Below are 24,460 nucleotides of genomic sequence, written 5' to 3' on the forward strand. Positions count from 1 at the left end.
ATCGGCCCGATGACGGGCGCGAACGCTTCGGAGGTCGCCATCAAGACCTTGAACAGCGGTCCGGGCGGGATGATGGTCTTCGACCCGGCCTTCGTGAAAATCCAGCCCGGCGACACGGTGCGGTTCGTGCCGGCCGACAAGGGTCACAATGCCGAGCTGATCAAGGGGATGGCGCCCGAGGGCGCGGCGCCGTTCAAGACGGTGGTCGGCAAGGAGGAGGCCGTGACCTTCGACAAGCCCGGCCTCTACGGCATCAAGTGCTCGCCGCACTACATCATGGGGATGGTCGGCCTCGTCCAGGTCGGCGACAAGCCCGACAATCTGGAGGCGGCCCGGGCGGTGCCGCAGAACAAGCTGGCCGCCAAGCGGTTCGAGCCGCTGTTCGAGAAGGTCCAGTAGGCGCCGGGGCGGCTCTGGCCGCCCCGATCCGTCTCAGAAGCCGGCGTGTAGCGCGGCGACCGCCCGGTCGATCGAGAGGTAGAACACTCCGAAGGCCACCAATGCGGCGGCCGCGAATTCCACGGCGACGTTCGAGAGCGTCTGCGCGCGGCGCAGGGCCTCGCGGCCGAAATAGACCGAGACCCAGGCGAGGGCGAGGACCGCCGGCATGGCGAAGAGGTAGGACACCGTGCTCTCGACGCGGTCGAAGCCGCCGGTCGGATCGATCAGCGCCCGGATGTTGCGCACCCAGGGGGCGTAGACGGCGGCGTAGAGGGCGGTCAGCCAGGACAGGCCCGCGGCGACGCCGAGATGGAAGGTGAAGCTGCGGTGCAGGCGGGAGAAATCGTCGCGCGCCTCGTCGATGGTCATCCGGCAATCCCCTGCGACGGGCCGCCGTCGCCGGGCGCGGATGCGCCGCCGTTCAGGGGCCGTCGTGGGCTCCCTTAAGCCGTCCGATCTAGCGGATTTTATGGCCCCGCCGCGGCCCGATTGGGGTCGGGACGCAGGACTGAAAGGCCGCGCGCCGCGGCTCTGCCGCGCTCGCGAAGACGACGCGTCAGGCGCGCTCGGGCTCACCCGAGCGCATCAGCGTCACGAAGCGCTCGAAGAGGTAGTGGCTGTCGCGCGGGCCGGGGGAGGCCTCCGGGTGGTGCTGCACCGAGAAGGCCGGGCGGTCGGTGAGGGTCAGGCCGCAATTCGAGCCGTCGAACAGCGACACGTGGGTCTCCACGGCCGTCTCCGGCAGGCTGTCCGGATCCACCGCGAAGCCGTGGTTCATCGACACGATCTCGACCTTGCCGGTGGTCTTATCCTTCACCGGGTGGTTCGCGCCGTGGTGGCCCTGGCCCATCTTCACGGTCCGGCCGCCGAGGGCGAGACCCATCAATTGGTGGCCGAGGCAGATGCCGAAGGTCGGCACCTTCTCGTCCAGGAGCTTGCGAATCACCGGGACCGCGTAGGCGCCGGTGGCGGCCGGGTCGCCGGGGCCGTTCGACAGGAACACGCCGTCCGGCTTCAGCGCCAGGATCTCCTCGGCCGTCGTGGTGGCCGGCACGACGGTGACGTCGCAGCCGGCCTGGGCGAGGAGGCGCAGGATGTTGCGCTTCACGCCGTAATCGATGGCCACGACTTTGAGGCCCTCGCCGGGTGCGCGCGTGCCGTAGCCGTTACCGAGCGCCCAGACGGTCTCGGACCATTCCGACGGCGCGCGGCTCGTCACCGGCGGAACGAGGTCTAGCCCCTCCATGGGGGCGAGGGCCGCCGCGCGGGCCTTGAGGGCCTCGCGGTCGAAATTGCCCTGGGGATCGTTGGCGATCACGGCGTTGGGCATGCCCCGGTCGCGGATGCGGGCCGTGAGCGCCCGGGTGTCGACGCCCGTGATGCCGACGATGCCGCGCGCCCTGAGCCACCCGTCGAGGTGCGACGAGGACCGCCAGTTCGACGGGTTCGTCACCGCCGAGGCGATGACGGTGCCGCGGACGCCCGAGGCCGGCGCCGCCTCCAGGCTCTCCAGATCCTCGTCGTTGGTGCCGACATTGCCGATATGCGGGAAGGTGAAGGTGACGATCTGGCCGGCATAGGACGGGTCGGTCAGGATTTCCTGGTAGCCGGTCATCGCGGTGTTGAAGCAGACCTCGCCGTCGGCCACGCCGGTCTGGCCGATGCCGAATCCCTCCAGGATGGTGCCGTCGGCCAGCACCAGCAGGGCCGTCGCGACGGGCTCGGCCCAGGGCTCGGGAGCCTGAGGCTCGGGGGCATGCGCGGCGGCGTCTTGCAGCATGGGCTGAGTCTCGCTTATGTCCGGCCGAAGGCGGGCGCCGGGTTGCGGCGCTCTCGGCTTGCGGCATGATCGTGTGCGGCGCTCTTAGCGAGCGGCCCGCGATGGGGTCAATGTGGCTCCGCTGCCGGCAGGGCTCAACACCCGCAAATCGCAGGCCAGCCCCCCGCTTCGACCGTTGGAAGGTTCATCGAGATGCTGCGCGCGCGCTTCACCACCGAGATGAAGGAGGCCATGAAGGCCGGCGACAAGGAGCGGCTGGCGACCGTCCGGATGATTCAGGCCGCCCTGAAAGACCGGGACATCGAGGCCCGCGGCAACGGCAAGGAGCCGATCTCCGATGAGGAGATCCTGTCGCTGCTCCAGAAGATGATCAAGCAGCGCACCGAATCGGCCGCGGTCTACGAGCAGGGCGGCCGGCCGGAACTCGCCGCCAACGAGCGCGCCGAGATCGCCATCGTCGAGACGTTCCTGCCGAAGCAGATGGACGATACCGAGATGAAGGCGGCGGTCGAGGCGGCGATCCTCGAGACCGGCGCGGCCGGCCCGAAGGACATGGGCAAGGTGATCGCCGCCCTGAAGGGCACCTTCGCGGGCCGCATGGATTTCGGCAAGGCGAGCGGCCTGGTGAAGGCCGCGCTGGCGGCGAAGGGCTGAACCTCTCCCCGCAATCCTCCACCGGATTCCGGGCGTGTGAGGGACTCGGTCACGCCTCTCGCGCTATAGGAGCGGGTTCACGCAACCCGTCCCAGGCCCCGTGCGCTATCCGCCCCACATCCTGGAAGAGATCCGTTCCCGGCTGCCGGCCTCGTCGGTGGTCGGCCGCCGCGTGCAGTTGAAGAAGGCCGGCCGCGAGTGGCGCGGCCTGTCGCCGTTCAACGCCGAGAAGACGCCGTCCTTCTACGTGAACGACCAGAAGCAGTTCTACCACTGCTTCTCGTCCTCCAAGCACGGCGACATCTTCACCTTCCTGATGGAGACGGAGGGCCTCAGCTTCCCCGAGGCGGTCGAGCGGCTGGCGGGCGAGGCCGGCGTCAGCCTGCCAGCGCCCACCGAGGACAACCGCGCCAGCGAGCAGAAGCGGGCCGGGGCGATCGAGGTCATGGAGATGGCCGCGCGCTGGTTCGAGGAGCGCCTGCGGTCCGGCCAGGGCAGCGAGGCCCGCGCCTATCTCGATCTGCGCGGGTTGCGGGACGAGACGCAGCGCGCCTTCCGCCTCGGCTATGCCCCGGGCGAGCGCTACGCCCTGCGCGACCACCTCGCCGGTCAGGGCGTCGAGAAGGCGCTGATGGTCGAACTCGGCCTGCTCGCGGCGGGGGAGGGGGTCTCCGTCCCCTACGACTATTTCCGGGACCGGGTGATGTTCCCGATCACCGACACCCGCGGCCGGGTCGTGGCCTTCGGCGGCCGGGCGCTCGCCAAGGAGGTGCGCGCCAAGTACCTCAACTCGCCGGAGACGCCGCTCTTCCACAAGGGACGCACGCTCTACAACCTGCACGGCGCCCGCAAGGCCGCGCATGATCGCGGCTCGATCATCGCGGTGGAGGGCTACGTCGACGTCATCGCCATGACGCTCGCGGGCCATCCCGAGACGGTGGCGCCGCTGGGCACCGCTCTCACCGAGGACCAGCTCGGGCTGCTCTGGCGCCACGCCGACGAGCCGATCCTGTGCTTCGACGGCGACAAGGCCGGCCAGCGGGCGGCCTTCCGGGCCCTCGACATCGCGCTGCCGCTCCTCGAGCCCGGCCGCTCGCTGCGGATCGCGCTGCTGCCGGGCGGCCAGGATCCGGACGACCTGCTGCGCTCGGGCGGCCCGACGGCCATCGACCAGGTGCTCGCGGCCGCGCTTCCCCTCTCGGAGCTGCTGTGGCGGCGCGCCCTCGAGGCGGGACCGGTCGACACGCCGGAGCGCCGCGCCGGCCTGACCCAGACCCTGCGCACCACCGTCGCGACGATCCGCGACGAGACCGTGCGGCGCTACTACCGCGACGATATCGAGGAGCGCCTGCGCGGCTTGTCGCCCCGCGGCAACCGCGCCGCCGGCGGGACCCCGCGCGGGCGCCAGCGCTTCGCCCGGCCCGGCGAGCCGGTCTCGCCGCGCATCACCGGGAGCCCGAGTCCCTCGGTGACGGCCTCGGCGGGCTTCACGGGCGCCGCCCCGGTGCGTGAGGCGGTGATCGTCGGCACCCTGCTGGCCCATCCCGAGATGATGGCGGAGTTCGGCGAGGAGGCGGCCGAGCTCGACTTCGCCGATCCCGACGCCCGGGCGCTGCTGTCGGTCCTGCTGGCCTGCGCGGCCGAGGACGAGGACACGGCGCCCGAGGTGTTGCAGAACCGCATCAATCGCGCCGGACTCACAGGGGCGGCCGACCGAATCCTCGCCCTGGCCCGCTCGCGGGACCGCACGACCCTGGCCCCGCACGCCGATCCTGCCCACCGCGCAGACGCGCTCCGACAGGCGATGATCTTGCACCGGCAGGCAGGAGCGCTACATAGCGAACTTCGCGAAGCACGGCAGGCGTTTGAGGACGATCCGACCGATGCCGGGTGGGCATGGCTCTGCGAAGTGAAGGCGAGGCTGGAAACCGTCATCGCCGCCGAGGCGGAGGCCGATGCACCGGTGTCGAGCGACTCGACGGCCGTGTGATGCCTGTGTCATGGCGGTGGCGGGGTGACGTGTCCCGCCATAGTTAACAATCGGTCAAGCCTCGGGCTTGCATACGGAAACCGACGACTCACGGCGACCGGAGCGATCCGGCGCCGATCTCATACAGCGGCGCCGACGGCGTGGACTGGCCTCATCGGGGCCTCCGCTACGCGCCGCGTGCGAAACAATAGGCTGATCATGGCGACGAAGGCAACGGAACGGGACGAGACGGACGCTGCCCCCGAGCAGCAGACCGACGGGCCGCTCCTCGACCTGACGGATGCTTCGGTCAAGCGGATGGTCAAGCTCGCCAAGAAGCGCGGCTACGTGACCTACGAGGAGGTCAACGAGGTCCTGCCCGAGGGGCAGTCCGATCCGGACCAGCTCGAGGACGTGCTCTCGCAGCTCTCCGAGATGGGCATCAACGTCGTCGAGGCCGAGGAGACCGACGAGGCCGCGGGCGAGAAGGCCGCGGACGGCGAGGAGGAGGAGGCCGAGGGCGGCGAGGTCGCCGAGGTCGCGCCGGCGCGCGCCGTCGCGGTCGCCACGACCACCAAGGAGCCGACCGACCGCACCGACGATCCGGTGCGCATGTACCTGCGCGAGATGGGCTCGGTGGAGCTCCTGTCCCGCGAGGGCGAGATCGCCATCGCCAAGCGCATCGAGGCCGGCCGCGAGGCGATGATCGCGGGTCTCTGCGAGAGCCCGCTGACCTTCCAGGCGATCATCATCTGGCGGGACGAGCTCGTGGAGGGCAAGGTTCTCCTGCGCGACATCATCGACCTCGAGGCGACCTACGCGGGCCCGGACGGCAAGAACGCGCCGCAGATCGCCGAGGGCGAGGATGGCGGGGACGACGCGGAGCCGCCCGCGCCGCCGGAGGGTGGCGACGACGAGGACGACCTCGAGAACAACGTCTCGCTTGCCGCCATGGAGGCGGAGATCAAGCCGCGGGTCCTCGAGACCTTCGACGCGATCGCCGCGAACTACCGCAAGTTGCGCAAGTTCCAGATCGAGGGCACCGAGCGCAAGGCCGCCGGCGAGCAGAACACCCCGGCCCAGAACCAGAAGCAGATCGAGCTGAAGGACATCGTCGTCGCCGACGTGAAGTCCCTGTCTCTGAACAACAACCGCATCGAGGCGCTGGTCGGCCAGCTCTACTCGATCAACAAGCAGCTGATCGGCCACGAGGGCCGGCTGATGCGCTTCGCCGAGAGCCACGGCGTGGCCCGCGACGAGTTCCTGCGCCACTACCAGGGCTACGAGCTCGATCCGAACTGGATGGAGCGCGTCGGGACGCTCGGCGGCAAGGGCTGGAAGAACCTGGTCGAGCGCGGCTCGCGGCAGGTGGCGGAGCTGCGCGCGCAGATCCTCGACCTCGCCTCGGAGACGGGCCTGGAGATCGGCGAGTACCGCCGCATCGTCAACATGGTCCAGAAGGGCGAGCGCGAGGCCCGTCAGGCCAAGAAGGAGATGATCGAGGCGAACCTGCGCCTCGTGATCTCGATCGCCAAGAAGTACACGAACCGCGGCCTGCAGTTCCTGGACTTGATCCAGGAGGGCAACATCGGCCTGATGAAGGCGGTCGACAAGTTCGAGTACCGCCGCGGCTACAAGTTCTCGACCTACGCCACGTGGTGGATCCGGCAGGCGATCACCCGCTCGATCGCCGACCAGGCCCGGACCATCCGCATCCCGGTGCACATGATCGAGACGATCAACAAGATCGTTCGCACGTCGCGCCAGATGCTGCACGAGATCGGCCGCGAGCCGACCCCGGAGGAGTTGGCCGAGAAGCTGGCCATGCCGCTGGAGAAGGTCCGCAAGGTCCTGAAGATCGCCAAGGAGCCGATCTCCCTCGAGACGCCTATCGGCGACGAGGAGGACAGCCACCTGGGCGACTTCATCGAGGACAAGAACGTCGTCCTGCCGATCGACGCGGCGATCCAGTCGAACCTGCGCGAGACCACGACGCGCGTGCTCGCCTCGCTCACGCCCCGCGAGGAGCGCGTCCTGCGCATGCGCTTCGGCATCGGCATGAACACCGACCACACCCTGGAGGAAGTCGGCCAGCAGTTCTCGGTGACCCGCGAGCGCATCCGCCAGATCGAGGCGAAGGCGCTGCGGAAGCTGAAGCATCCCTCGCGCAGCCGGAAGCTCAGGAGCTTCTTGGACAACTGAGCCCGCGCCGCGAACCGCGCGGCGCTTCCCCGTCGCCCGCGTTGCCACGGTGCCGCGCGGCATCCAGTCTGGCGCCATGCTCGAACGCCGCCCGCCAACGCCCGGATCCCCGACGGCCTTCGCGGACGGCTCGGAGGCCGACGACGTGCCCTTCGGCGCGCTCCAGCCCTCCGTGGGCATCCGCGACTGGCTGCTCGGCGAAGGCGCGCGGATGCCCAACGCCGAGGAGATGCTGGCCGGGCTGGCCGAGCGCCTGATCGCGATCGGCGTGCCGGTGGACCGGGCCTCCACGGCGATCGACACCCTGCACTCGGAATATGCCGGAGTCGGCCGAATCTGGACCCGCGACGGCGGCACCACCGTGCGGCTGTTCCCCCACGGGGCCCGCTCGACGGACGCGTACCTCAACAGCCCGTTCCACACGGTCCACGAGACCGGCGAGTGGCTGATCCTCGACCTGTCGAAGACCCCGGACGACGCCTACGCGATCGTTCCCGACCTGAAGGCCGGCGGCTACACCCACTACGTCGTGGCGCCCCTGTTCTTCACGAACGGCACGCAGAACGGCATCACCTTCGCCACGCGGGCCCCCGAGGGGTTCCGGGACGACGACATCGCGATCCTCCGCTTCGTCATGCCGGCGCTGGCGGCCGTGATGGAGATGCGCGTCCTCAACAAGCAGCTCGACCACGTGCTCCGGCTCTATGTCGGCGACGAGCCGCACCGGGCGATCCTGGCCGGCGACATCCGCCGCGGGCAGGTGACCCGGATCCGCTCGGCGATCCTGTTCGCCGACATGCGCGACTACACCCGCACCACCGCCGACATGACGCCGGAGGAGGCGGTGGGCCTGCTCAACGTGTTCTTCGACTGCCTCGTGCCGCCGATCGAGCGTGAGGGCGGCGAGGTCCTGAAGTATCTCGGCGACGGCCTGCTGGCGATCTTCCGGGAAACCGGCGACGATCTGGGCGGCGCGGCCAAGGGCGCGCTCACGGCGGCCCAGCACGCCCTGGCGGCCCTCGACGAGGCGAACGCCCTGCACCAGTTCCCGGTGCCGGTGGCCGCCGGCATCGCGCTCCACCACGGCGAGGCCGCCTACGGCAATGTCGGGTCCGGCTCACGCCTCGACTTCACGGTGATCGGCCGCGACGTGAACCTCGCGAGCCGCATCGCGCAGCTGAACCGCGCCCTCGGCGAGCCGCTGCTGATGTCGAAGCCCTTCGTGGACTTCCTCTGGGGAGACCCGATCCCAATGGGAGAGCACCGGCTCAACGGCTTCGACGAGCCCATGGCGGTGTTCCGGCCGAAATTCCTGCGCCCGCGCAAGTCCAGCTGAGCGGCCCTCCGATCGGACCCGACGTCACGCGGCGCTCGCGGAGATAAGCCGCGATCTGAGGCTCGCGGGCGATCCGCGCGCGGTGCGCGTTCACCACGTCGGCACGAACGGCAGAGCGTAGGGCGTGTGCCGGCAACCCCAGACCGGATCGATCATCTGCGCCATCACGTCCCGGGCCAGGGCGCCGGCGCGTATGGCGACCTCCCGCGGGACATGCGCCCGCTCGAGGATCTTCAGGCAGGCATGTCCGCAGGCGCTGAACTGGCCGCTGTGGTACGCGTTGAGGGCGAACTCGTCGAGCAAACCGTACTCGTAGACCCACGGGTTCAGGGAGATGCCCTCGCTCGGAAGCTCGAGAGCCAAGCCCGCCTCGGCGTAACGATAGCCTTCCGCGAACCGCTTCCTCAGCCTGCAGAATCGGCTGGCCCCGTGACGCGCTTCCGCCCGCCCCGGACGGATTGCGGTGGCGCGCTCGTAGAGCTGCAGCACCCTGTCCTCCGGCTCGTCGAGGCGCTCCGCGTTCACCGCAGCCATCAGCAGGTTGAAATAGACTTCCTCGTCCCATCCGCCGAGATCGGCCCGCTTCAGGAAGCAGGCGAGCGCTTTCCGGTACTCGCCGGCGGCGTCGTAGGTGGTGCCGAGGTACATCGTGTACCGGGCGATCATGAAGGGGTCCGTCTCGACCGCCAGCGCCTTCTCGAGGACGGCGATATCCCGCGCGTCCGCCGTCGCGTCGCGGTGGCGGGCACCGTCGTCGCCCCGACGCATCGCGAGGGGGAGGATCGGTGTCTCTGTCACGCCGGGGCAGCTGAGGAATTCGTGCAGGACGCCCCGGTAACGCCAGTTCTCCCGGGTGCTGACCAGCTGGTTGCGCCAGTACCGCGTGTGCGCGTCGATGATCTCGAACCGATAGCCGGGCGCACGCAGCTTCGGCATCGTGAAGTCCGCCGGGATGATCAGCTCATCGTCGGCGTCGATGATCAATGCGTACTGCGCGTGACGCCGCGCGAGTTTCAAGGCCTCGTTCCGGTTGAAGGCGAAATCAACCCAGGGGCGCTCGACCAGGGCACCCGGTATGTCCGCGAGCGCGGCACGGACGACATCCTGTGTTCCATCCGTCGAGCCGGTATCGACGACGATCCAATGATCGATGATCGGACGAACAGAATCGAGGCAACGCCGGATAACGTGGGCCTCGTCCTTCACGATCATGGACAAACAGATCGTCGATCCGCGATTCTTCATACCGAAGCCGTCCCATCGTGCGCTCACGCGTCGGATGCGCAGTCATGAACGCTCCTAGCATTGCCGGAATGCGCTGACAAAACAAACATATCCTTCGGCAAAATTTGGATTAAATATCTGAAACGACTTATAATCGGCCAGTTATATATAAATACTCCGGCTCACGGTCTTATGACTGCAAATACACGCGACCGATAGACTGATCGAGCGGATCAGGAGACACCCGCCATCGGGCTGGCACGAGGCCCGAACGCCGTACGTCATCGGCGCGGGCGTTGGGCCCGCAGCCGATCCCGTGGTGCAAACCCGGGGGCCCGCCACAGGCGCGCCTCGACCAGACAGATCAGCGTCGATCTCCGGCCGCTTCAGCCCCTGAGCGTCATCGTGCTGCCGGAGATGCCGAAATCGCGCAGACGCCTGAGGAACGACATGCCCAGCAAACTCGTCGACAGGAGCCCGCGCGGGATCACGACCGCATCGACGTCCCGCACCGTGATCGATCCGATCTGCACGATGGCGATCCGGATCGGCGCCACGCGGACCGTGCCGTTCGCGGTGTTCCAGACGCGGGTGAAATCGGTCGGAGTGACCCGGATCCCGATCCGCGCGGCATCCTCCTCAGAGAACGCGCAGGCGCTCGCTCCCGTATCGACCATCATCGGCAGCGAGCGGCCGTCCAGCAGCGCGTTGACGAAGAAGTGGCCGTTGCGCCCGGCCTGGAGAGCCACGCCGGCGGCGTCGACTGCGGGAACGGGCTCCGGCGGCGGCGTGACGGCGAGGGCCACCGGCGCCGGCCTCATGCCGTCGCGCAGCTTCAAGGCGGCCGTGACACCGAGGAAACCGAGCAGGCAGATCAATAGGATTGCGCGCACGCGAGTCCGCCCGTGACGTGGAGTGCCGGCGACCGGAGACGTTCCGGAATCCCGGTGATGAGATGCCAGACCGGTGAAGGGATGGTGCGCGATCGCGGTCGCCGCCGCGGCGCGCGCGCCGATTCCGCTCCGCTTGGTGTCCAGATCGTCACCGGGATCCGCGGATTGTCGCGGGAACGACTGGATGCTCGCGGCGCGGGGTTGACCGGCAGCGGCCGGGGAGCCACATCTGCGTCTGTTCCAGGGAGATCCCCGGCAAGGGGCTGAGAAACCGCTGGCACGTCCGTCAGGACCTGCGGCGCGGAAATCCTTCGAACCTGATCCGGCTCATACCGGCGTAGGGATTGGACCGCGGCCGCCTGAAAGGCAGGCCACAGCTTCTCACCGAAGCGCACGGCCCGATCTCCGCGACGGCAATCCGCGGAGATGATTGTGCCCCTCGACCGACCCGCCTCACCGATCGGCCGCCGCCGCAACCCGGACGGCAGCGTCGCGCCGGCGACCCTTCCGGCGCGGACGGACGTCGCCGTGGTCGGCGGCGGGCTGATTGGGCTGTCGATCGCGTGGCGCCTCGCCCGGGCCGGCCGCGCCGTGATGGTGCTGGAGCGGGACACGATCGGGGCGGGCGCGAGCCTCGCGGCCACCGGCATGCTGGCCCCGGCCGCCGAGCACGAGCCGGGCTCCGATCCGCTGCTCCCGCTCGCCCTGGACTCGCTCCGGCTCTGGCCCGCGTTCCGCGACGCCCTGGAGGCCGAGTCCGGCCGGGCGATCGACTACCGCGCCGACGGCACCCTGGTGCTGGCGGTCGGCCGCGACGAGGTCGAGCGCCTGCGCTTCCGCTACGACCTTCAGCGCCGCTCGGGGCTCGAGGCCACGTGGCTGCCGGGCAGCGAGGTCCGGCGCCTGGAGCCGGGCCTGCGCCCCTCCGTCACCGCCGGGATCCACTGTCCGCGCGACCATCAGGTCGATCCTCGCCTGGTCATGGACGCCCTCACCGAGGCCTGCCGCCGCGCCGGCGTGATCCTGGCGGAGCGGACCCCCGTCACCGCCCTGGACTGGTCGGGTGGCCGCGTGACCGGGATCCGCGCCGGCGACCGCGTCGTGTCGGCTGAGACCGTCATCCTCGCCTCCGGCGCCTGGAGCGGGGAGGGCGGCCTGCTGCCCGACGCGCTCGCCCTTCCGATCCGCCCGCTGAAGGGCCAGTCCCTGGCCCTGCGCACCACCGCCCGGACCGGTACCCTGGCGCGGATGGTCTGGACCGAGCAGGTCCACATGGCCCCGAAGAGCGACGGCCAGCTCGTCGTGGGCGCGACCGTGGAGGATTGCGGCTTCCGTCCCGGCGTCACCGCGGGCGGGCTCTACGCCCTGCTGGAGGGCGCCCGCCGGGTGCTGCCCGGCATCGAGGAGATGGAGGTGGAGGCTGTGTGGAGCGGCTACCGACCGACCTCGGACGACGACGCGCCGATCCTCGACGCGATCGCCCCTGGCCTCGTCGCCGCCACCGGGCATCACCGCAACGGCTACCTGCTCGCCCCGGTCACCGCCGACGCGATCGCCGCGCTGGTGCTGCGCGGCGCGCTGCCGGAGGTGGCGCGTCCCTTCACCCGCGCGCGCTTCGGCCAGCCGGAAGCGCTGAGGGCCTCGGCATGAGACTCCTGGTCAACGGTGAGCCGCGCGAGTGCGCGGTCGAGACTGTGGACGCCCTGTTCCGCCTCGAGGCGGAGGAGAGCGGTATCGAGAGTCCGCAGGGCGTCGCCATCGCGCTGAACGGCCGCGTTCTGCGCCGCCGGGACTGGGGCGAGACACCGGTCGCGGAGGGCGACCGGGTCGAGATCGTCCGCGCCATGCAGGGAGGTTGAGCATGGACCAGAGTCACACGCCGCCGCGCCCCGAGGGTGGGGATGACAGCCTGACCATCGCCGGGGTGAGGATGTCGTCCCGGCTGTTCATCGGCACCGCCGGCTACCCGACGCAGGCGATCATGCGCGACGCCGTCGCGGCGAGCGGCGCCGACGTGGTCACCGCCTCGATCCGCCGGGTCTCGCTCCAGGGCCACGGCTCGGACACGGTCAAGATCCTGAAGGGCAAGCGCTTCCTGCCGAACACGGCCGGCTGCGAGACGGCCCGGGACGCGATCATGACCGCCGAGCTCGCCCGCGAGGCGCTCGACACCAACTGGATCAAGGTCGAGGTGATCGGCGACCGGGAGACGCTCTACCCGGACGTGATGGAGCTGATCGAGGCCTGCCGCCATCTCGTGGACGACGGCTTCGTGGTGCTGCCCTACTGCAACGACGACCCGATCGTGTGCCAGCGCCTGGAGGATCTCGGCTGCGCCGCGGTGATGCCCATGGGCTCGCTGATCGGCTCCGGGATGGGGGTGGCCAACCCGGCCAACCTGGAGCTGATCTGCCGCCGGGCGACGGTACCGGTGGTGGTCGATGCCGGCATCGGCACCGCCTCGGACGCGGTGATCGCCATGGAACTCGGCGCCTCCGCCTGCCTGATCAACACCGCGATCGCCAAGGCCGACGATCCGGTGCGGATGGCCCGCGCCATGGGCCGGGCCGTGGAAGCCGGGCGCGACGCACATCTGGCCGGGCGGATCCCCCGCCGCGGCCGGGCCGAGCCGTCGAGCCCGCAGCTCGGCCTCGTCGGCTCGTGAGGGCGCTGCCGTCGCCGCTGCTCGCGGTGACGGACCGGCACGGGCATCCGCGGCCCCTCGCCGAGACCGTCCAGGCGGTCCTCGACGGCGGCGGGCGCTGGATCTGGTTCCGCGACAGGGACTTGGAGGCGGATGCCCGCCTGCGTCTCGGCGTGCGCGTGGCCGAGCGCGTGCGGGCCGCGAACGGCGTCCTGACGGTCGGAGGCGACGTCGCGTTCGCGCACGCCCTCGGCGCCGACGGCGTGCATCTCGGCGGCGGCTCGGGACTGGAGGTTATCGCGGCGGCGCGGGCCACCCTGGGCGAGGCCGCGCTGATCGGCGTTTCCGCGCACGCGCCGCACGAGGCCGCGGCCGCCGCGCGGGCCGGCGCCGACTACGTGACCCTCAGCCCGATCTACGCGACAGCGAGCAAGCCCGGTTACGGACCGGCTCTCGGACCGGAGGGCCTCGCCGCCGCACGCGCGGCGGGCCTGCCGATCGTGGCCCTGGGCGGTGTCGGTCCGGAGGTGATCGGGGCCTGTCGCGCGGCGGGGGCGGCGGGCTTCGCCGTCATGGGCGGCCCGATGCGGGCGATGGATCCGGCCGAGGCGACCCGGGCGCTAATGAAGGCCTGGGGCGCAGCGGAGTCTTCAGCGGCTCGGACAACCACGTAGAAATCTGCCCCCGTCCCGGCGAGCACAGCGGAGCAAGACGGCCGATGCTGTGGTTGCCCTAGGCATTGGACGGTCCGTAGGGCGGGCGCGGGATCGCCCGGTGCGCCGCGCGCAGCGCCGCCGACCAGCGCTCGCGCAGATCGTGGAAGTAGCCCTCGCCGGCCTCGATCCGGTGGTTCACCTCGAGCGTCAGCGCGTTCCTGCGGGCGACCGCGATGTCGATCGGCAGGCCGACGCCCAGATTCGACCGCATGGTCGAATCCATCGAGACCAAGCTCACCTTGAGGGCGTCATAGAGGTCGGTCGTGTACTTCACGGCGCGGTCGAGGATCGGCTTGCCGTACTTGTGCTCGCCGATCTGGAGGAACGGCGCATCGGTGCTGCACTCGATGAAGTTGCCGGCGGAGTAGATCAGGTACAGCCGCATCTCGCCGGTGCCGATCTGGCCGCCGAACAGCAGCGAGATCGAGAACCGGATGTTGGCGGCCTCGAACCCGTCCTTCTCGATGGCGCGCACCCGCCGGATGGCCCGGCCGATCAGCTGCGCCGCCTGGAACATCGTCGGCGCCTCGACGAGCTTCTGCGGCGGCTCACCCTCCTCCTCGCCGGGCACGCCCTCCTGGAGCAGGCTGAGCACCGACTGGGTGATCGAGAGGTTGCCCGCGGAGGCGAGCATCATCACCCGCTCGCCCGGCACGTTGAAATGGTGGAGCTTGCGGTAGGTCGAGATGTCGTCGAGCCCCGCATTGGTGCGGGTATCGGCGACCATGACCAGCCCTTCCTCCACCAGGACACCGACGCAGTAAGTCATCGTCTTCGGGCTCTCGTGCGGTCGGCGGACCGGGGTCGGGACGGTCAGGATTGAGCGGCGGCCCTGCCTTGCTCGACCCGGAGCTTCACGTCCAGTGTCTCGGTGCCACCGCCGGTCCGGCTGCCGCGGATCGGCGCCGCCCCGAGATAGTCCAGGCCGGTGGCGACGCGGATGTAGTTGTCCGTCGGGCTGACGTCGTAGCACGGGTCGAACGCCACCCAGCCGAGATCCGGCACCAGGGCCTCGACCCAGCCGTGGGGCGCCTCGACATCCGCCTGCCCGTCCTCCCGGGCCCGGTAGCCGGCGACGTAGCGCGCCGGGATGCCGATGTGGCGTGCGGCGGCGATGAGCACGTGGGCGAGATCCTGGCAGATCCCGCGGCCCGCCGCGAACGCCTTGCCGGCCGGCACCGCGCCGCTCGCGGGACCGGGCTCGTGGGCCACAGCACCGTGGACCGCCCCCATCAGCCGGTGAAGTCGGCCCAAGGTCGCACCGTCGTCCTCGGCGGCGACGCGCTCCGCGAAGGCGTGCAACTCAGGGCTCGCGGCGCACAGGTCCGTGTCGCGCAGGTAGAACTCGTCCGGCAGGCGCTCCACCGTGCCACGCACGACACCGTGCGTGTCGTCGGTGTCGACCTCGCCGGTGACCCGGATGGTCAGGGCGTCGGCCGGCTCGTCCGGGGTGAACCAGTGGACGACGTTGCCGAACCCGTCCTCGCGGGCGGTCAGCCGCCCGTCGACGGTGGTGTCGATCCGCCACCCGCGGACGTACTGCCCATCATGGTCGCGCGGCGTCAGCCGCAGGACCTGCACGAGCCCGCGGGCCGGCTGCTCGTACGTGTAGATGGTCTCGTGAACCACGCGGATGCGCATGCGCCGTCCTGTCCGTCCTGTTCAGCCGACCAGATACTGCTTCGCGATCGCCTCGCCCACCTTGTTGTTCTCGGCGATGAACGCCTCGACGAACTCGTGCAGCCCGGTGGCGAAGACCCGGTCGATATCCTCGCCCTCCAGCTTCGCCAACATGTTTCCGGCGAGGCGCTGGCTCGGGCCCCGGCGGCCGTAGGCGTCGGCGATCAGGTCGAGATACTCGACGATCACGCCGTAGCAGTTCGCGAAGGAGCGCGGCATCTGCTTGTTGAGCATCAGGAGGTCGGCCACCAGCAGCGGCTTGATGCTCTCCCGGTAGACCCAGTGGTAAGCGTTGAACGCCGACACTTCGCGCAGGATCGTGGTCCACTGGAAGTAGTCGAGGCTGCCGCCCACCGTCTCGTCGTGCGGCAGCAGGATCTGGTACTTCACGTCGAGGATGCGGGCGGTGTTGTCCGCCCGCTCGATCGCCGTGCCGAGCCGGGTGAACCAGAAGGCGTCGTTGCGCAGCATCGTCCGGAACGCCGAGCCGTCGAAGGTCAGCGAGACGGTCTTCACCCAGTCGAGGAAGCGGCCGAACTCGTCGCGGTTCAGGTCCTTGCCGGCGTAGTTGCGCAGCTCCAGCCACGCGCCGTTGATCGCGTCCCACATCTCGGTGGTGAGCGCCGTGCGCACCGAGCGGGCATTCTCGCGGGCCGCCTCGATGCAGGAACGGATCGAGGAGGGGTTGTGCGGGCTGAAGGCCAGGAAATCGCAGACCGTGTCGGCGTTGATCGCGCTGTAATGGGTCTTGAACGCGTCGGGGTCGCCGGCCGAGGCCAGGGCCGATTCCCACTCGTTGCTCCCGCCACCGCCGTAGCTCGTCGGCAGCGACGCGAATCGGTGCGCCGCGTCGAGGATGCGGGCGACAAAGTCGGCGCGCTCGACGTAGCGGGAGAGCCAGAAGAGGTTGTCGGCAGTCCTGGAGAGCATCGGTCTTCAGCCAAGTCGTGCGGACCACGGTGTCCGCGCCTCGGAACGTCCGGATATCGCGGAGCTCAGGCGTCGAGCACCCAGGTATCCTTGGTGCCACCGCCCTGGCTGGAATTGACCACCAGGGAGCCTTCCTTCAGCGCCACCCGGGTCAGGCCGCCCGGAACGATGCGGATCTTGTCGGCCCCGCACAGCACGAAGGGCCGCAGGTCGACGTGGCGGGGCGCGACGCCCGAGGCCACGAAGGTCGGGCAGGTGGAGAGCGACAGCGTCGGCTGGGCGATGAACCCGTCCGGGGCGTGCTTGAGCTTCTTGGCGAAATCGTCGAGCTCGCGCTTGCTGGCATGCGGCCCGACCAGCATCCCGTACCCTCCCGAGCCGTTGACCTCCTTCACCACCAGGTCGGACAGGTTGTCCATCACGTACGCGAACGCGTCCTTCTCGCGGCACCGATAGGTCGGCACGTTGTGCAGGATCGGCTCCTCGCCGGTGAAGAACTTCACGATCTCCGGCATGTAGCTGTAGACCGCCTTGTCGTCCGAGATGCCGGTCCCGACCGCGTTGGCGAGGGTGACCGAACCGCGCTCGTAGGCGTTCATCAGGCCGGGCACGCCGAGCACCGAGTCCGGGCGGAAGACCAGCGGGTCGAGGAAGTCGTCGTCGAGGCGGCGGTAGATGACGTCGACCTTCCGCGGCCCCTCGGTGGTGCGCATGTAGACGACGTCGTCCTTGGTGAAGAGGTCGGACGCCTCCACCAGCTCGACGCCGAGCTTGTCGGCCAGGAACGAGTGCTCGTAGAACGCGGAATTGTAGCGTCCGGGGGTCAGCAGCACGACGGTCGGGTCCCGGGTCGCCGAGCCCGGCGCGAGGCTGCGCAGGGTGGCGAGCAGGGCGTCCGGGTAGTTCTCCACCGGCGCGACCCGGTGCTTCGAGAACAGGTCCGGGAACAGGCGTAGCATCACCTCTCGGTTCTCCAGCATGTAGGAGACGCCGGACGGGATCCGGGCGTTGTCCTCCAGCACGAAGAAGTCGTTCTCGCCGGTCCGGACGATGTCGATGCCGGCGATGTGCACGTAGAGGTCGTGCGGCACGCGGAAGGACCGCATCTCCATGCGGTAATGGGCGTTGCGGTAGACGAGGTCGGCCGGGATGATGCCGGCCTTGATGCATTCCTGGGCGCCGTAGATGTCCTTGAGGAACAGGTTGATGGCGGTGACCCGCTGCGTCAGCCCGCGCTCCAGGAAGGCCCATTCCGGCTTGGTGATCACCCGGGGGATGATGTCGAACGGGATCAGCCGCTCGGTCGACTCGTTGTCGCCGTAGACCGCGAAGGTGATGCCGATCCGGCGGAACAGCAGCTCGGCCTGGCTGCGGCGGGTGTTGAAATGCTCGGGCGGCGTGGAGTCGAGCCAGGCCTTGAGCTGACCGTAGGCGTCGCGGACGGCCGCTGGATCGGCCGCGCCGATCCCGTTCATCTCGTCGAAGGCCGTCACCGCCATCTCGCTCCTCCCGTACGCTCCCGCTCTTGAGGCAAGAGGCGCGCCACCCGATCATGGCTATATCCGCGGGCGATAACGCTCAAGGAGGCCGGAGGATCAGATCAACTTCAGGCCTTTCAGGCTGGCGTGACCGTTTCGGCCGAGGATCACGTGGTCGTGGACCACGATCTTGAGCGGCGCCAGGACGGCCACGATCTCGCGGGTCATCGCCACGTCGGCCGCCGACGGAGCCGGGTCGCCGGACGGGTGGTTGTGGGCCAGAATGATGGCCGTCGCCGACAGTTCGAGCGCCCGGCGGGCGACCTCGCGCGGGTAGACCGGCGTGTGGTCGACGGTGCCGCGCCCTTGCACCTCGTCGGCGATGAGGTGGTTGCGCTTGTCGAGAAAGAGGACGCGGAACTCCTCGCGCGGGGCGAACGCCATGGTGGCGCGCAGGTACTCGTGCAGGGCGCTCCACGAGCCCAGGAGCGCGCGCTCGCGGATCGCGCCCCGGGCCAGCCGCCGCGCCGCGGCCTCGATCACCTTGAGGTCGGACGCGACCCCGGCGCTCACGCCCTCCACTTCCATGAGCCGCGCCGGCTCGGCGCTGACCACCTCGGCGAAGCTGCCGAACCGGGCGACCAGCGCCTTGGCGAGGGGCTTCACGTCGCGCCGGGGAATCGCCCGGAACAGGACGAGCTCCAGCAGCTCGTAATCGGGCAGCGCGTCGGGCCCCGCGGCGGAGAAGTTCTCCCGCAGGCGGTCGCGGTGGCCGTGGTAGTGCGGCGTCTCCTTCTCGACCGGCGACGGGGCGGCGCTGTCGGCGAACAGCCCCGCCTCACCGTCATCCTGCCGCTCGGGCACGGCCGGTCAGGCGGCCGGGTTGACGGGCTGGTGCAGCCCCTTCGGCGAGATCGTGAAGATCTCGACGCCGGTCTCGGTGACACCGACCGTGTGCTCGAATTGGGCGGAGAGCGAGCGGTCGCGGGTCACGGCGGTCCAGCCGTCGCCCAGGACCTTCACGGCGGGACGGCCCAGATTGATCATCGGCTCGATCGTGAAGAACTGGCCGGGCTTGAACGGCACGTCGTAGCTGGCCTCGACGTAGTGCAGGATCGTGGGCGCGTCGTGGTAGGTGCGCCCGAGGCCGTGGCCGCAGAAATCGCGCACCACCGAGCAGCGCTCGCCCTCGGCGTAGGACTGGATCGCCCGGCCGATGTCGTTGGTCGATCCGCCGGGCTTCACGGCGGCGACGCCCCGCATCAGCGCCTCGTAGGTGATCTCGCACAGGCGCTGGGCCTTGCGCGGCACCTCGCCGACATAGGCCATCCGGCTCGAATCACCGTGCCAGCCGTCGAGGATCAGGCAGATGTCGAGGTTGACGATGTCGCCCTCGCGCAGCGGCTTGTCGTTGGGGATGCCGTGGCAGACCACGTGGTTGATCGAGGTGCAGATCGACTTCGGATAGCCGCGGTAGAGCAGCGAGGCCGGATAGGCGCCGTGATCCATGGCGAAGGTGTAGGCGAGCCGGTCGAGTTCCTCGGTGGTGACGCCGGGCTGCGTCGCCTCCATCAGCAGGTCGAGGGCCTCGGCGGTGAGCCGACCCGCCCGGCGCATGCCCTCGAAGCCCTCGGGACCGTGGATCGGCGGTTCCGGGGCGCGGCGCGCACCCTGCGCACTGGCCTGTTCCTGCTGCATGATCGGGACTTTTTTCGCGGCGGCGTCAATCGGGCTTCGCCCTATGTACGGCGCGGGGCCCGCGAGTCCAAGCCGCATCGGTCGTAGGTCGGGCGAGGCTTGCGCCGGTCGCGGGGCTGGCGGCATAAGCGGCCGCGAGACGCCCGGGAGCGCGCTGGCAGATTCGCCGCGCGGTCGGTCGCGGGGCAGGCGAGGGCCGGATGGCAGGCAAGGCGGTACCGCACTTCCACAACGAGCCGGGCGTGCCGGTGATCACCGTGGGCGTGAAGGAGTTCATGTGCATCGGCGCGCTGCCGCCGTTCGACCACCCGCACGTGTTCCTCGACATGGGCGCCGACAGCGAGATCATCTGCCAGTACTGCTCGACGCTCTACCGCTACCGGGCCGGCCTGAAGGCCGACGAGGCGGAGCCGCAGGCCTGCGTGTGGCGGGACGACGCCAAGGTCGCGGCGGAGTAGGCGCCGCCCACCGTGCCTTCTGGCAGTCCATCTCTGCGGATCGGGATCGTCGGGGCCGGGATCGGCGGCCTGACGGCGGCGCTGGCGCTGTCGGATGCCGGCCACGCCGTCACGGTGATCGAGCGCCGGACCGGCTTCAGCGAGGTCGGGGCCGGGATTCAGATCTCGCCCAACGCGAGCCGGGTTCTGGCGGGCCTCGGGCTCTCCGCGGCGCTGCGCCGGGCGGCGAGCGAGCCGCCCGCCGTCGAGGTGCGGGCCCTGGACAGCGGCCGCCGCATCGGCGGCGTGGCGCTCGGCGCACAGGCGCAGAGCCGCTTCGGCGCGCCCTACTACGTGATCCACCGCGCCGACCTGCAGACGCTGCTGCTCGACGCGCTCCGGAGCCGCTCGACGATCCGCCTGATGATGGGGCGCACCGTCACGGCCGTGTCCCAGACGACGTCCGAGGCCGTCCTCACCGTCGAGGGCGCGAGTGGGGCCCAACCGGTCGCCTTCGACCTCGCGATCGGCGCGGACGGGCTGAGGTCCCGGCTGCGCGCGCATCTCGATTCGGCCCCGCTCCGGCCGGGTCAGGCCGCGGCGTGGCGCGCGCTCATCCCGATGGAGGCGGTTCCGCAGGACCTGCGCGGCGGCGCCACCGGCCTGTGGCTCGGCCGCGGCCGGCACGTGGTGCATTACCCGGTGCGGGACGGCCAGTTCCTGAACGTGGTGGCGGTGGTGCCCGAGGCGGTGGGCGACGAGGGCTGGGGCCGGCTTGGGGAGCCGGCCGTGCTGCGCGGGCATCTGCGCGGCAGCGCCGCGCCCCTGCGCGACCTCCTGAGCCTGCCGGATTCCTGGCTGGTCTGGTCGCTCGCCGACCGGGCCGTGGCGCGCCCGCTCGCCCGCGACCGGCTCGCGCTGATCGGCGATGCCGGCCACCCGGTGCTGCCCTATCTCGCGCAGGGGGCCGCCCTGGCGATCGAGGACGCCGCGGTCCTGACCCGCGCGCTGGCGGACCACGCGGACGTGCCGGCCGCGCTCGCTGCGTTCTCGGGCGCGCGGACCGCACGGGTGCGACGGGTTCAGAAAGCGGCGCGGAGCAACGGCCGGACCTACCACGCCGGCGGCGTGGTGGCGTTCCTGCGTAACGCCGTGATGGCCCGTCTCGGCCCGGACGGCATGCGCGACCGCTACGCCTGGCTGTATGGCTGGACGCCCCCCGCTTGATCGGACCCGCCGCCCCCGCTACCGAGGGTGCATGCGGACGTGGCGGAACCGGTAGACGCACGAGACTTAAAATCTTGCGGCCGCGAGGCCGTGCGGGTTCGAGTCCCGCCGTCCGCACCAGCACGCAGCGCGACGCCGGACCGGGATGCCGGAGGGGAATGGCGTGGTCTACGTGCTCATCATCATGCTCGCCGGCTCGGGCTCCGCGATCGGATCGGTCGAGTTCAACACCAAGCAGGCCTGCGAGGCCGCCGCGAAGCAGATCGCCGAGGCGGAGCGGCCCTACGGCGGCGCCTCTCCGGTGACCGTGTGCGCGCCGAAGGGGTGAGGCGGCCGTCGCGCCGGATGGATCGCATTTGAGCGATCGCCGAAACCGGCCCTTGTCGTGTCCCTGCCAGAGTGGCGGCGGGGAGATTCCGGTATGATCGACGCCCTTCAGACCGCCGCCACCGGCATGAGCCGGGCCACCGACCGGCTCGGGAGAGCGGCCGAGACCATCGCGGCGAGCGGCGCGCCCACCGGCGACACGGCCCTGCCGCCGGCCGCGCAGGTGGACCTGTCGGGGGCCGCGCTGGACCTCATCGGGTCGCGGTCGGCCTTCGCGCTGAACGCCGCGGTGGCGCGCTCCGCCGACCGCATGATGGGCCAGCTCCTCGACGTCACCGCCTGAGAGCGGGGAGGGCGAGTCCGGCCAGGATCGCGGCCGCCGCGAAGAGCAGGGCCACGCCGACGAGGCGGTAGGCCACGACCCCCACCACACCGCCCGCCAGGAAGGCGCCGACGGTCAGCAGGTACAGCCGCAGCCGCTCCGGATCGTGGGGCTTGAGTGGATCCGCGCCGGATGGGCCGCGGTCCAGCCAGCGCGCGAGTTCGATGCCGATGTCGGTGATCATGCCGGTCACGTGCGTGGTCCGCACCCGCGATTCGGAAATCTTGGTCACGGCCGCGTTCTGGAGGCCCAGGACGAAGCTCAGGCCGAGCACTAGGGCGTGGCTCCGCGCCGGCTCGTGGAGCGGCAGCACGACTAGGCCGACGGCGACGAGGAGGATCGCCTCCGCGCAGACCCCGTAGGCGTAGGCGCCCGGTCGGTGCCCGCGGCGGCGGCGGCGGATCAGCAGCGTCGCGGTGACGGCGCCGAGCACGAACAGGACGACGAGCAGACCGGCTTGCAGGGCGAGGAGCAGGTCGCCCGTGCCGGTCCTGTCCGAGATGGCCGAGACGTTCCCGGTCATGTTCGAGGCGTAGAGGCCCACCGCGTAGAAGCCGGCGGTGTTCAGCGCGCCGGCCACCCCGGCGAGGGAGAGGGCGAGCGCCCTGTCGGCCTCGGGGGTACGCGTCTCGCCTTCGTGGACCAGCATGGACCCGTCGATGACCCGTCGGTGGGGTGCCGAGAACCCGATTCGGTCGGCGCCGCCACCGTCTTAAGCCACGCGCCCGGGCGCCGTCACGGCGCCGGGCGCAACCCCCGGCTCACCAGCCGCGATAGCCGTAGCCGCCCTCGTAATCCCCGCCCCAGTGGCGGGCGGGGCCGTAGCCGACCGGGACTCGCTCGTAGGTCACGGTCCGGCGGGTGGCGTAGACCGGCGCGTCCTCCTCGTAGACGCGGTAGACCGGGGCCCGCCGCACGACCACGGGAGCCGGGGCGTAGCCGTAATCCGCGTATCCGTAGCCGTAGCCGGGCGCCGCGTGGGCCTGGGTCGCGGCGCCGATCAGGGCGCCGGCCGCGAGGCCGCCGATGATGCCGGCCGCGATGGCGCCGCCGCCGCGGGCCTCGGCGGCGGTGGAGGCCAGGGTGCCCGCGCCGATCAGCGCGGCGGCCGAGAGCAGAGCGATGCGTGTCATGACCTGTCTCCGGTGGGTGCGGGGAGCGCCTGCGGCGCCCCGGATCACAGGAGGGACAATGCCGCGCCCGCGCTGCACCGATGCTGAAGCCGGCCTGCAGCCACGGTTCAGCTTGCCGCTCCGGCCTCCGTGTCGGGGGCGGTGCGGACGTAGCCTCGGGAGATCAGGCGACTGCGCTCGCGCGTGCGCCGCTCGGCCTCCATCAGGTCGGACAGGGCGTCGGCGATCGCGCAGCGCAGGGCGATCCCGGCATCGCCGCCCGCGAAGCCGAGATACGCGGCGCTGATCGCCTCGACGGGGCATACGTGATCGTCGCGCTGGGCCAGGACCTGGGTCAGCATCGGGTTCTCCTTCGTCGCGTCCGGGAACGAAAAGAGAACAAGCCATCAGGGTTAACGTTCCGTCAACGGCGGCCGGGCCAGCCGCACGGGACCAGCCAAACCCTGTGGACAACGCCGTTGCCGCTGCCGGGCGACTGTGGATAAGCGGGGTCACTCGGGCATGCGCGGCAGGGGCTTGCCGTCGGCGGGAATCGGGTAGCGGGCCGCGTTCAGCTCCATCGCCAGGAACGTGTAGTAGCCCGAGATCGCCGCCAGATCGACGACGCCGGGCTTGCCGAACCGGGCCTCGGCGCGCGCGAAGGTCGCGTCGGAGACGCGCTTCGTGTCCTGGAGCTCGGCGGTGAAATCGTACACGAGGGTCTCGTCGTCGCTCATCTTCGCCGGCCGGCGGCCGTCGCGGATCGCCGCGATGATGTCGGCGGAGATGCCGGCCTTCTCGGCGATCGGCGCGTGGACGTACCACTCGTAGTCCTGCGTCCAGCGGCGGGCGGTCATCAGGATCACCAGCTCCGAGAGCGTGGTGCCGATCTTCGGCTTGAAGCGGAGGTAGTCGCCCATCGACCGGGCGAGCGTCATCACTTCCGGCGAGTACATGAGCGGCTCGAACGGCCCGAAGGGCGGCTTGCCGCGTGCCTGCGCGAAGGCCTCGGCCGCCTGTTTCTGCTCGGGCGTGTAGTCCTGGGGCGGGATGGTCGGCAGCCGGTCTTGCGCCCGCGCCGCCACGGTCGCCAGCGGAGTCGCCAGCGGCAGGGCCAGGGCGAGGGCGGCCAGAGTCAGCGCGCGGCGGCGGAGGGTCATCGTTTAGCTCCCGTTGGATCTGTGCAGTCGCGCCGCACGATCGCGGCGGCGCCGCGCGGCCACCAGGGCCCGGGGCGGCAAGCCCGTGTCGAATCGCGCGCGGCGTCACGGGAATGCCGGACGCGTCGCGGTCCCGGGCCCGGCCCGGTTGCGCTCGGCGCCGCACCGCG

General features: G+C 70.6%; 27 protein-coding genes, 1 tRNA gene and 1 riboswitch. Of the genes, 14 read left to right on the forward strand and 14 right to left on the reverse strand.

The features are described from left to right. The first annotated feature begins 9 nt into the window (after positions 1 to 9). Positions 10 to 399 (forward strand): pseudoazurin, encoded by a 390-nt coding sequence (locus ACLBYG_RS03245; RefSeq protein ID WP_447680577.1) that lies wholly within the window; start codon positions 10 to 12, stop codon positions 397 to 399. Between the two features lie 33 nt (positions 400 to 432). On the opposite strand, the gene ACLBYG_RS03250 is transcribed toward ACLBYG_RS03245, so the two are convergent. Both ACLBYG_RS03250 and carA read right to left on the reverse strand, forming a co-directional pair. Next, a complete protein-coding gene (locus ACLBYG_RS03250) occupies positions 433 to 810 on the reverse strand; it encodes a hypothetical protein (RefSeq protein WP_020093535.1) in 378 nt (125 codons plus the stop codon). A 187-nt stretch (positions 811 to 997) separates the two neighbouring features. Next, positions 998 to 2,221 carry a glutamine-hydrolyzing carbamoyl-phosphate synthase small subunit gene (gene carA / locus ACLBYG_RS03255; protein ID WP_447680578.1) on the reverse strand — a complete coding sequence of 408 codons (1,224 nt, stop codon included), beginning with the start codon at positions 2,219 to 2,221 and terminating at the stop codon, positions 998 to 1,000. A gap of 192 nt (positions 2,222 to 2,413) precedes the next feature. Between carA and ACLBYG_RS03260 the strand changes: the two genes are divergently transcribed. The 4 genes from ACLBYG_RS03260 (at position 2,414) to ACLBYG_RS03275 (ending at position 8,382) form a co-directional block, all read left to right on the forward strand. Next, positions 2,414 to 2,875: a GatB/YqeY domain-containing protein gene (locus tag ACLBYG_RS03260; RefSeq protein WP_447680579.1), complete on the forward strand. Its 462-nt coding sequence runs from the start codon at positions 2,414 to 2,416 to the stop codon at positions 2,873 to 2,875. Between the two features lie 100 nt (positions 2,876 to 2,975). Next, positions 2,976 to 4,865, forward strand: a complete 1,890-nt coding sequence (dnaG, locus tag ACLBYG_RS03265) for a DNA primase (protein WP_447680580.1) — start codon at positions 2,976 to 2,978, stop codon at positions 4,863 to 4,865. Between the two features lie 198 nt (positions 4,866 to 5,063). Further along, on the forward strand, positions 5,064 to 7,046 hold the full coding sequence (rpoD, locus tag ACLBYG_RS03270) for an RNA polymerase sigma factor RpoD (RefSeq protein WP_020093531.1): 1,983 nt from the start codon (positions 5,064 to 5,066) through the stop codon (positions 7,044 to 7,046). 76 nt (positions 7,047 to 7,122) lie between these two features. Next, entirely contained in the window at positions 7,123 to 8,382 is a 1,260-nt protein-coding gene (locus tag ACLBYG_RS03275) for an adenylate/guanylate cyclase domain-containing protein (protein ID WP_020093530.1), read from the forward strand. Between the two features lie 90 nt (positions 8,383 to 8,472). On the opposite strand, the gene ACLBYG_RS03280 is transcribed toward ACLBYG_RS03275, so the two are convergent. Beyond that, positions 8,473 to 9,594: a glycosyltransferase gene (locus tag ACLBYG_RS03280; protein WP_244539839.1), complete on the reverse strand. Its 1,122-nt coding sequence runs from the start codon at positions 9,592 to 9,594 to the stop codon at positions 8,473 to 8,475. A 398-nt stretch (positions 9,595 to 9,992) separates the two neighbouring features. Next, entirely contained in the window at positions 9,993 to 10,499 is a 507-nt protein-coding gene (locus ACLBYG_RS03285; RefSeq protein WP_244491783.1) for a retropepsin-like aspartic protease family protein, read from the reverse strand. A gap of 233 nt (positions 10,500 to 10,732) precedes the next feature. Next, positions 10,733 to 10,861, forward strand: a riboswitch (TPP riboswitch). Between the two features lie 64 nt (positions 10,862 to 10,925). Between ACLBYG_RS03285 and thiO the strand changes: the two genes are divergently transcribed. From thiO to ACLBYG_RS03305, 4 genes are read left to right on the forward strand one after another with little or no spacing between them, the layout of a single operon-like run. Beyond that, positions 10,926 to 12,149 (forward strand): glycine oxidase ThiO, encoded by a 1,224-nt coding sequence (gene thiO, locus ACLBYG_RS03290; RefSeq protein WP_447680581.1) that lies wholly within the window; start codon positions 10,926 to 10,928, stop codon positions 12,147 to 12,149. Further along, positions 12,146 to 12,358: a sulfur carrier protein ThiS gene (gene thiS, locus ACLBYG_RS03295; protein ID WP_447680582.1), complete on the forward strand. Its 213-nt coding sequence runs from the start codon at positions 12,146 to 12,148 to the stop codon at positions 12,356 to 12,358. Before thiO ends, thiS begins: the two co-directional genes overlap by 4 nt. A 2-nt stretch (positions 12,359 to 12,360) precedes the next feature. Then, the gene (gene thiG, locus ACLBYG_RS03300; protein ID WP_447680583.1) at positions 12,361 to 13,164 is read left to right on the forward strand and encodes a thiazole synthase; all 804 of its coding nucleotides are present in this window, start codon (positions 12,361 to 12,363) and stop codon (positions 13,162 to 13,164) included. Continuing rightward, positions 13,161 to 13,817, forward strand: coding sequence for a thiamine phosphate synthase (locus tag ACLBYG_RS03305; protein WP_447680584.1), 657 nt, complete (start codon positions 13,161 to 13,163; stop codon positions 13,815 to 13,817). Before thiG ends, ACLBYG_RS03305 begins: the two co-directional genes overlap by 4 nt. 58 nt (positions 13,818 to 13,875) lie before the next feature. Here the strand turns inward: ACLBYG_RS03305 and ACLBYG_RS03310 are convergent, their stop codons facing one another. The 6 genes from ACLBYG_RS03310 to map form a co-directional block, all read right to left on the reverse strand. After that, on the reverse strand, positions 13,876 to 14,628 hold the full coding sequence (locus ACLBYG_RS03310; RefSeq protein ID WP_020093523.1) for a peptidase: 753 nt from the start codon (positions 14,626 to 14,628) through the stop codon (positions 13,876 to 13,878). 44 nt (positions 14,629 to 14,672) lie between these two features. Continuing rightward, positions 14,673 to 15,500 carry a transglutaminase family protein gene (locus ACLBYG_RS03315; RefSeq protein ID WP_100252221.1) on the reverse strand — a complete coding sequence of 276 codons (828 nt, stop codon included), beginning with the start codon at positions 15,498 to 15,500 and terminating at the stop codon, positions 14,673 to 14,675. A gap of 21 nt (positions 15,501 to 15,521) precedes the next feature. Further along, complete coding sequence (locus tag ACLBYG_RS03320; protein ID WP_020093521.1) at positions 15,522 to 16,469, reverse strand: alpha-E domain-containing protein; 948 nt, start codon at positions 16,467 to 16,469, stop codon at positions 15,522 to 15,524. A gap of 65 nt (positions 16,470 to 16,534) precedes the next feature. Next, the gene (locus tag ACLBYG_RS03325; protein ID WP_020093520.1) at positions 16,535 to 17,968 is read right to left on the reverse strand and encodes a circularly permuted type 2 ATP-grasp protein; all 1,434 of its coding nucleotides are present in this window, start codon (positions 17,966 to 17,968) and stop codon (positions 16,535 to 16,537) included. A gap of 96 nt (positions 17,969 to 18,064) precedes the next feature. Beyond that, complete coding sequence (gene radC, locus ACLBYG_RS03330; RefSeq protein ID WP_447680585.1) at positions 18,065 to 18,811, reverse strand: RadC family protein; 747 nt, start codon at positions 18,809 to 18,811, stop codon at positions 18,065 to 18,067. Between the two features lie 6 nt (positions 18,812 to 18,817). Continuing rightward, positions 18,818 to 19,645: a type I methionyl aminopeptidase gene (gene map, locus ACLBYG_RS03335; protein ID WP_056522448.1), complete on the reverse strand. Its 828-nt coding sequence runs from the start codon at positions 19,643 to 19,645 to the stop codon at positions 18,818 to 18,820. Positions 19,646 to 19,845: 200 nt separating this feature from the next. On the opposite strand from map, the gene ACLBYG_RS03340 reads away from it, so the two are divergent. From ACLBYG_RS03340 to ACLBYG_RS03360, 5 genes are all read left to right on the forward strand, one after another. Beyond that, positions 19,846 to 20,103, forward strand: coding sequence for a zinc-finger domain-containing protein (locus tag ACLBYG_RS03340; protein ID WP_020093518.1), 258 nt, complete (start codon positions 19,846 to 19,848; stop codon positions 20,101 to 20,103). 12 nt (positions 20,104 to 20,115) lie between these two features. Beyond that, a complete protein-coding gene (locus ACLBYG_RS03345) occupies positions 20,116 to 21,309 on the forward strand; it encodes an FAD-dependent monooxygenase (protein WP_447680586.1) in 1,194 nt (397 codons plus the stop codon). A gap of 33 nt (positions 21,310 to 21,342) precedes the next feature. Continuing rightward, positions 21,343 to 21,429: transfer RNA gene (locus ACLBYG_RS03350), tRNA-Leu, on the forward strand. 25 nt (positions 21,430 to 21,454) lie between these two features. Next, entirely contained in the window at positions 21,455 to 21,637 is a 183-nt protein-coding gene (locus tag ACLBYG_RS03355; protein ID WP_020093516.1) for a hypothetical protein, read from the forward strand. 93 nt (positions 21,638 to 21,730) lie between these two features. Then, positions 21,731 to 21,979 (forward strand): flagellar protein, encoded by a 249-nt coding sequence (locus ACLBYG_RS03360; protein ID WP_447680587.1) that lies wholly within the window; start codon positions 21,731 to 21,733, stop codon positions 21,977 to 21,979. Here the strand turns inward: ACLBYG_RS03360 and ACLBYG_RS03365 are convergent. From ACLBYG_RS03365 to ACLBYG_RS03380, 4 genes are all read right to left on the reverse strand, one after another. After that, entirely contained in the window at positions 21,969 to 22,667 is a 699-nt protein-coding gene (locus ACLBYG_RS03365) for a YoaK family protein (RefSeq protein WP_447680588.1), read from the reverse strand. The two genes, ACLBYG_RS03360 and ACLBYG_RS03365, sit on opposite strands and share 11 nt — an antisense overlap. Positions 22,668 to 22,779: 112 nt before the next feature. Beyond that, the gene (locus ACLBYG_RS03370; protein WP_447680589.1) at positions 22,780 to 23,151 is read right to left on the reverse strand and encodes a hypothetical protein; all 372 of its coding nucleotides are present in this window, start codon (positions 23,149 to 23,151) and stop codon (positions 22,780 to 22,782) included. A gap of 107 nt (positions 23,152 to 23,258) precedes the next feature. After that, positions 23,259 to 23,492, reverse strand: a complete 234-nt coding sequence (locus ACLBYG_RS03375) for a hypothetical protein (protein WP_447680590.1) — start codon at positions 23,490 to 23,492, stop codon at positions 23,259 to 23,261. A gap of 150 nt (positions 23,493 to 23,642) precedes the next feature. Next, a complete protein-coding gene (locus ACLBYG_RS03380) occupies positions 23,643 to 24,290 on the reverse strand; it encodes a carboxymuconolactone decarboxylase family protein (protein ID WP_020093511.1) in 648 nt (215 codons plus the stop codon). Between the last annotated feature and the right edge of the window lie 170 nt (positions 24,291 to 24,460).

It is taken from the genome of Methylobacterium sp. D53M, from assembly GCF_053345625.1.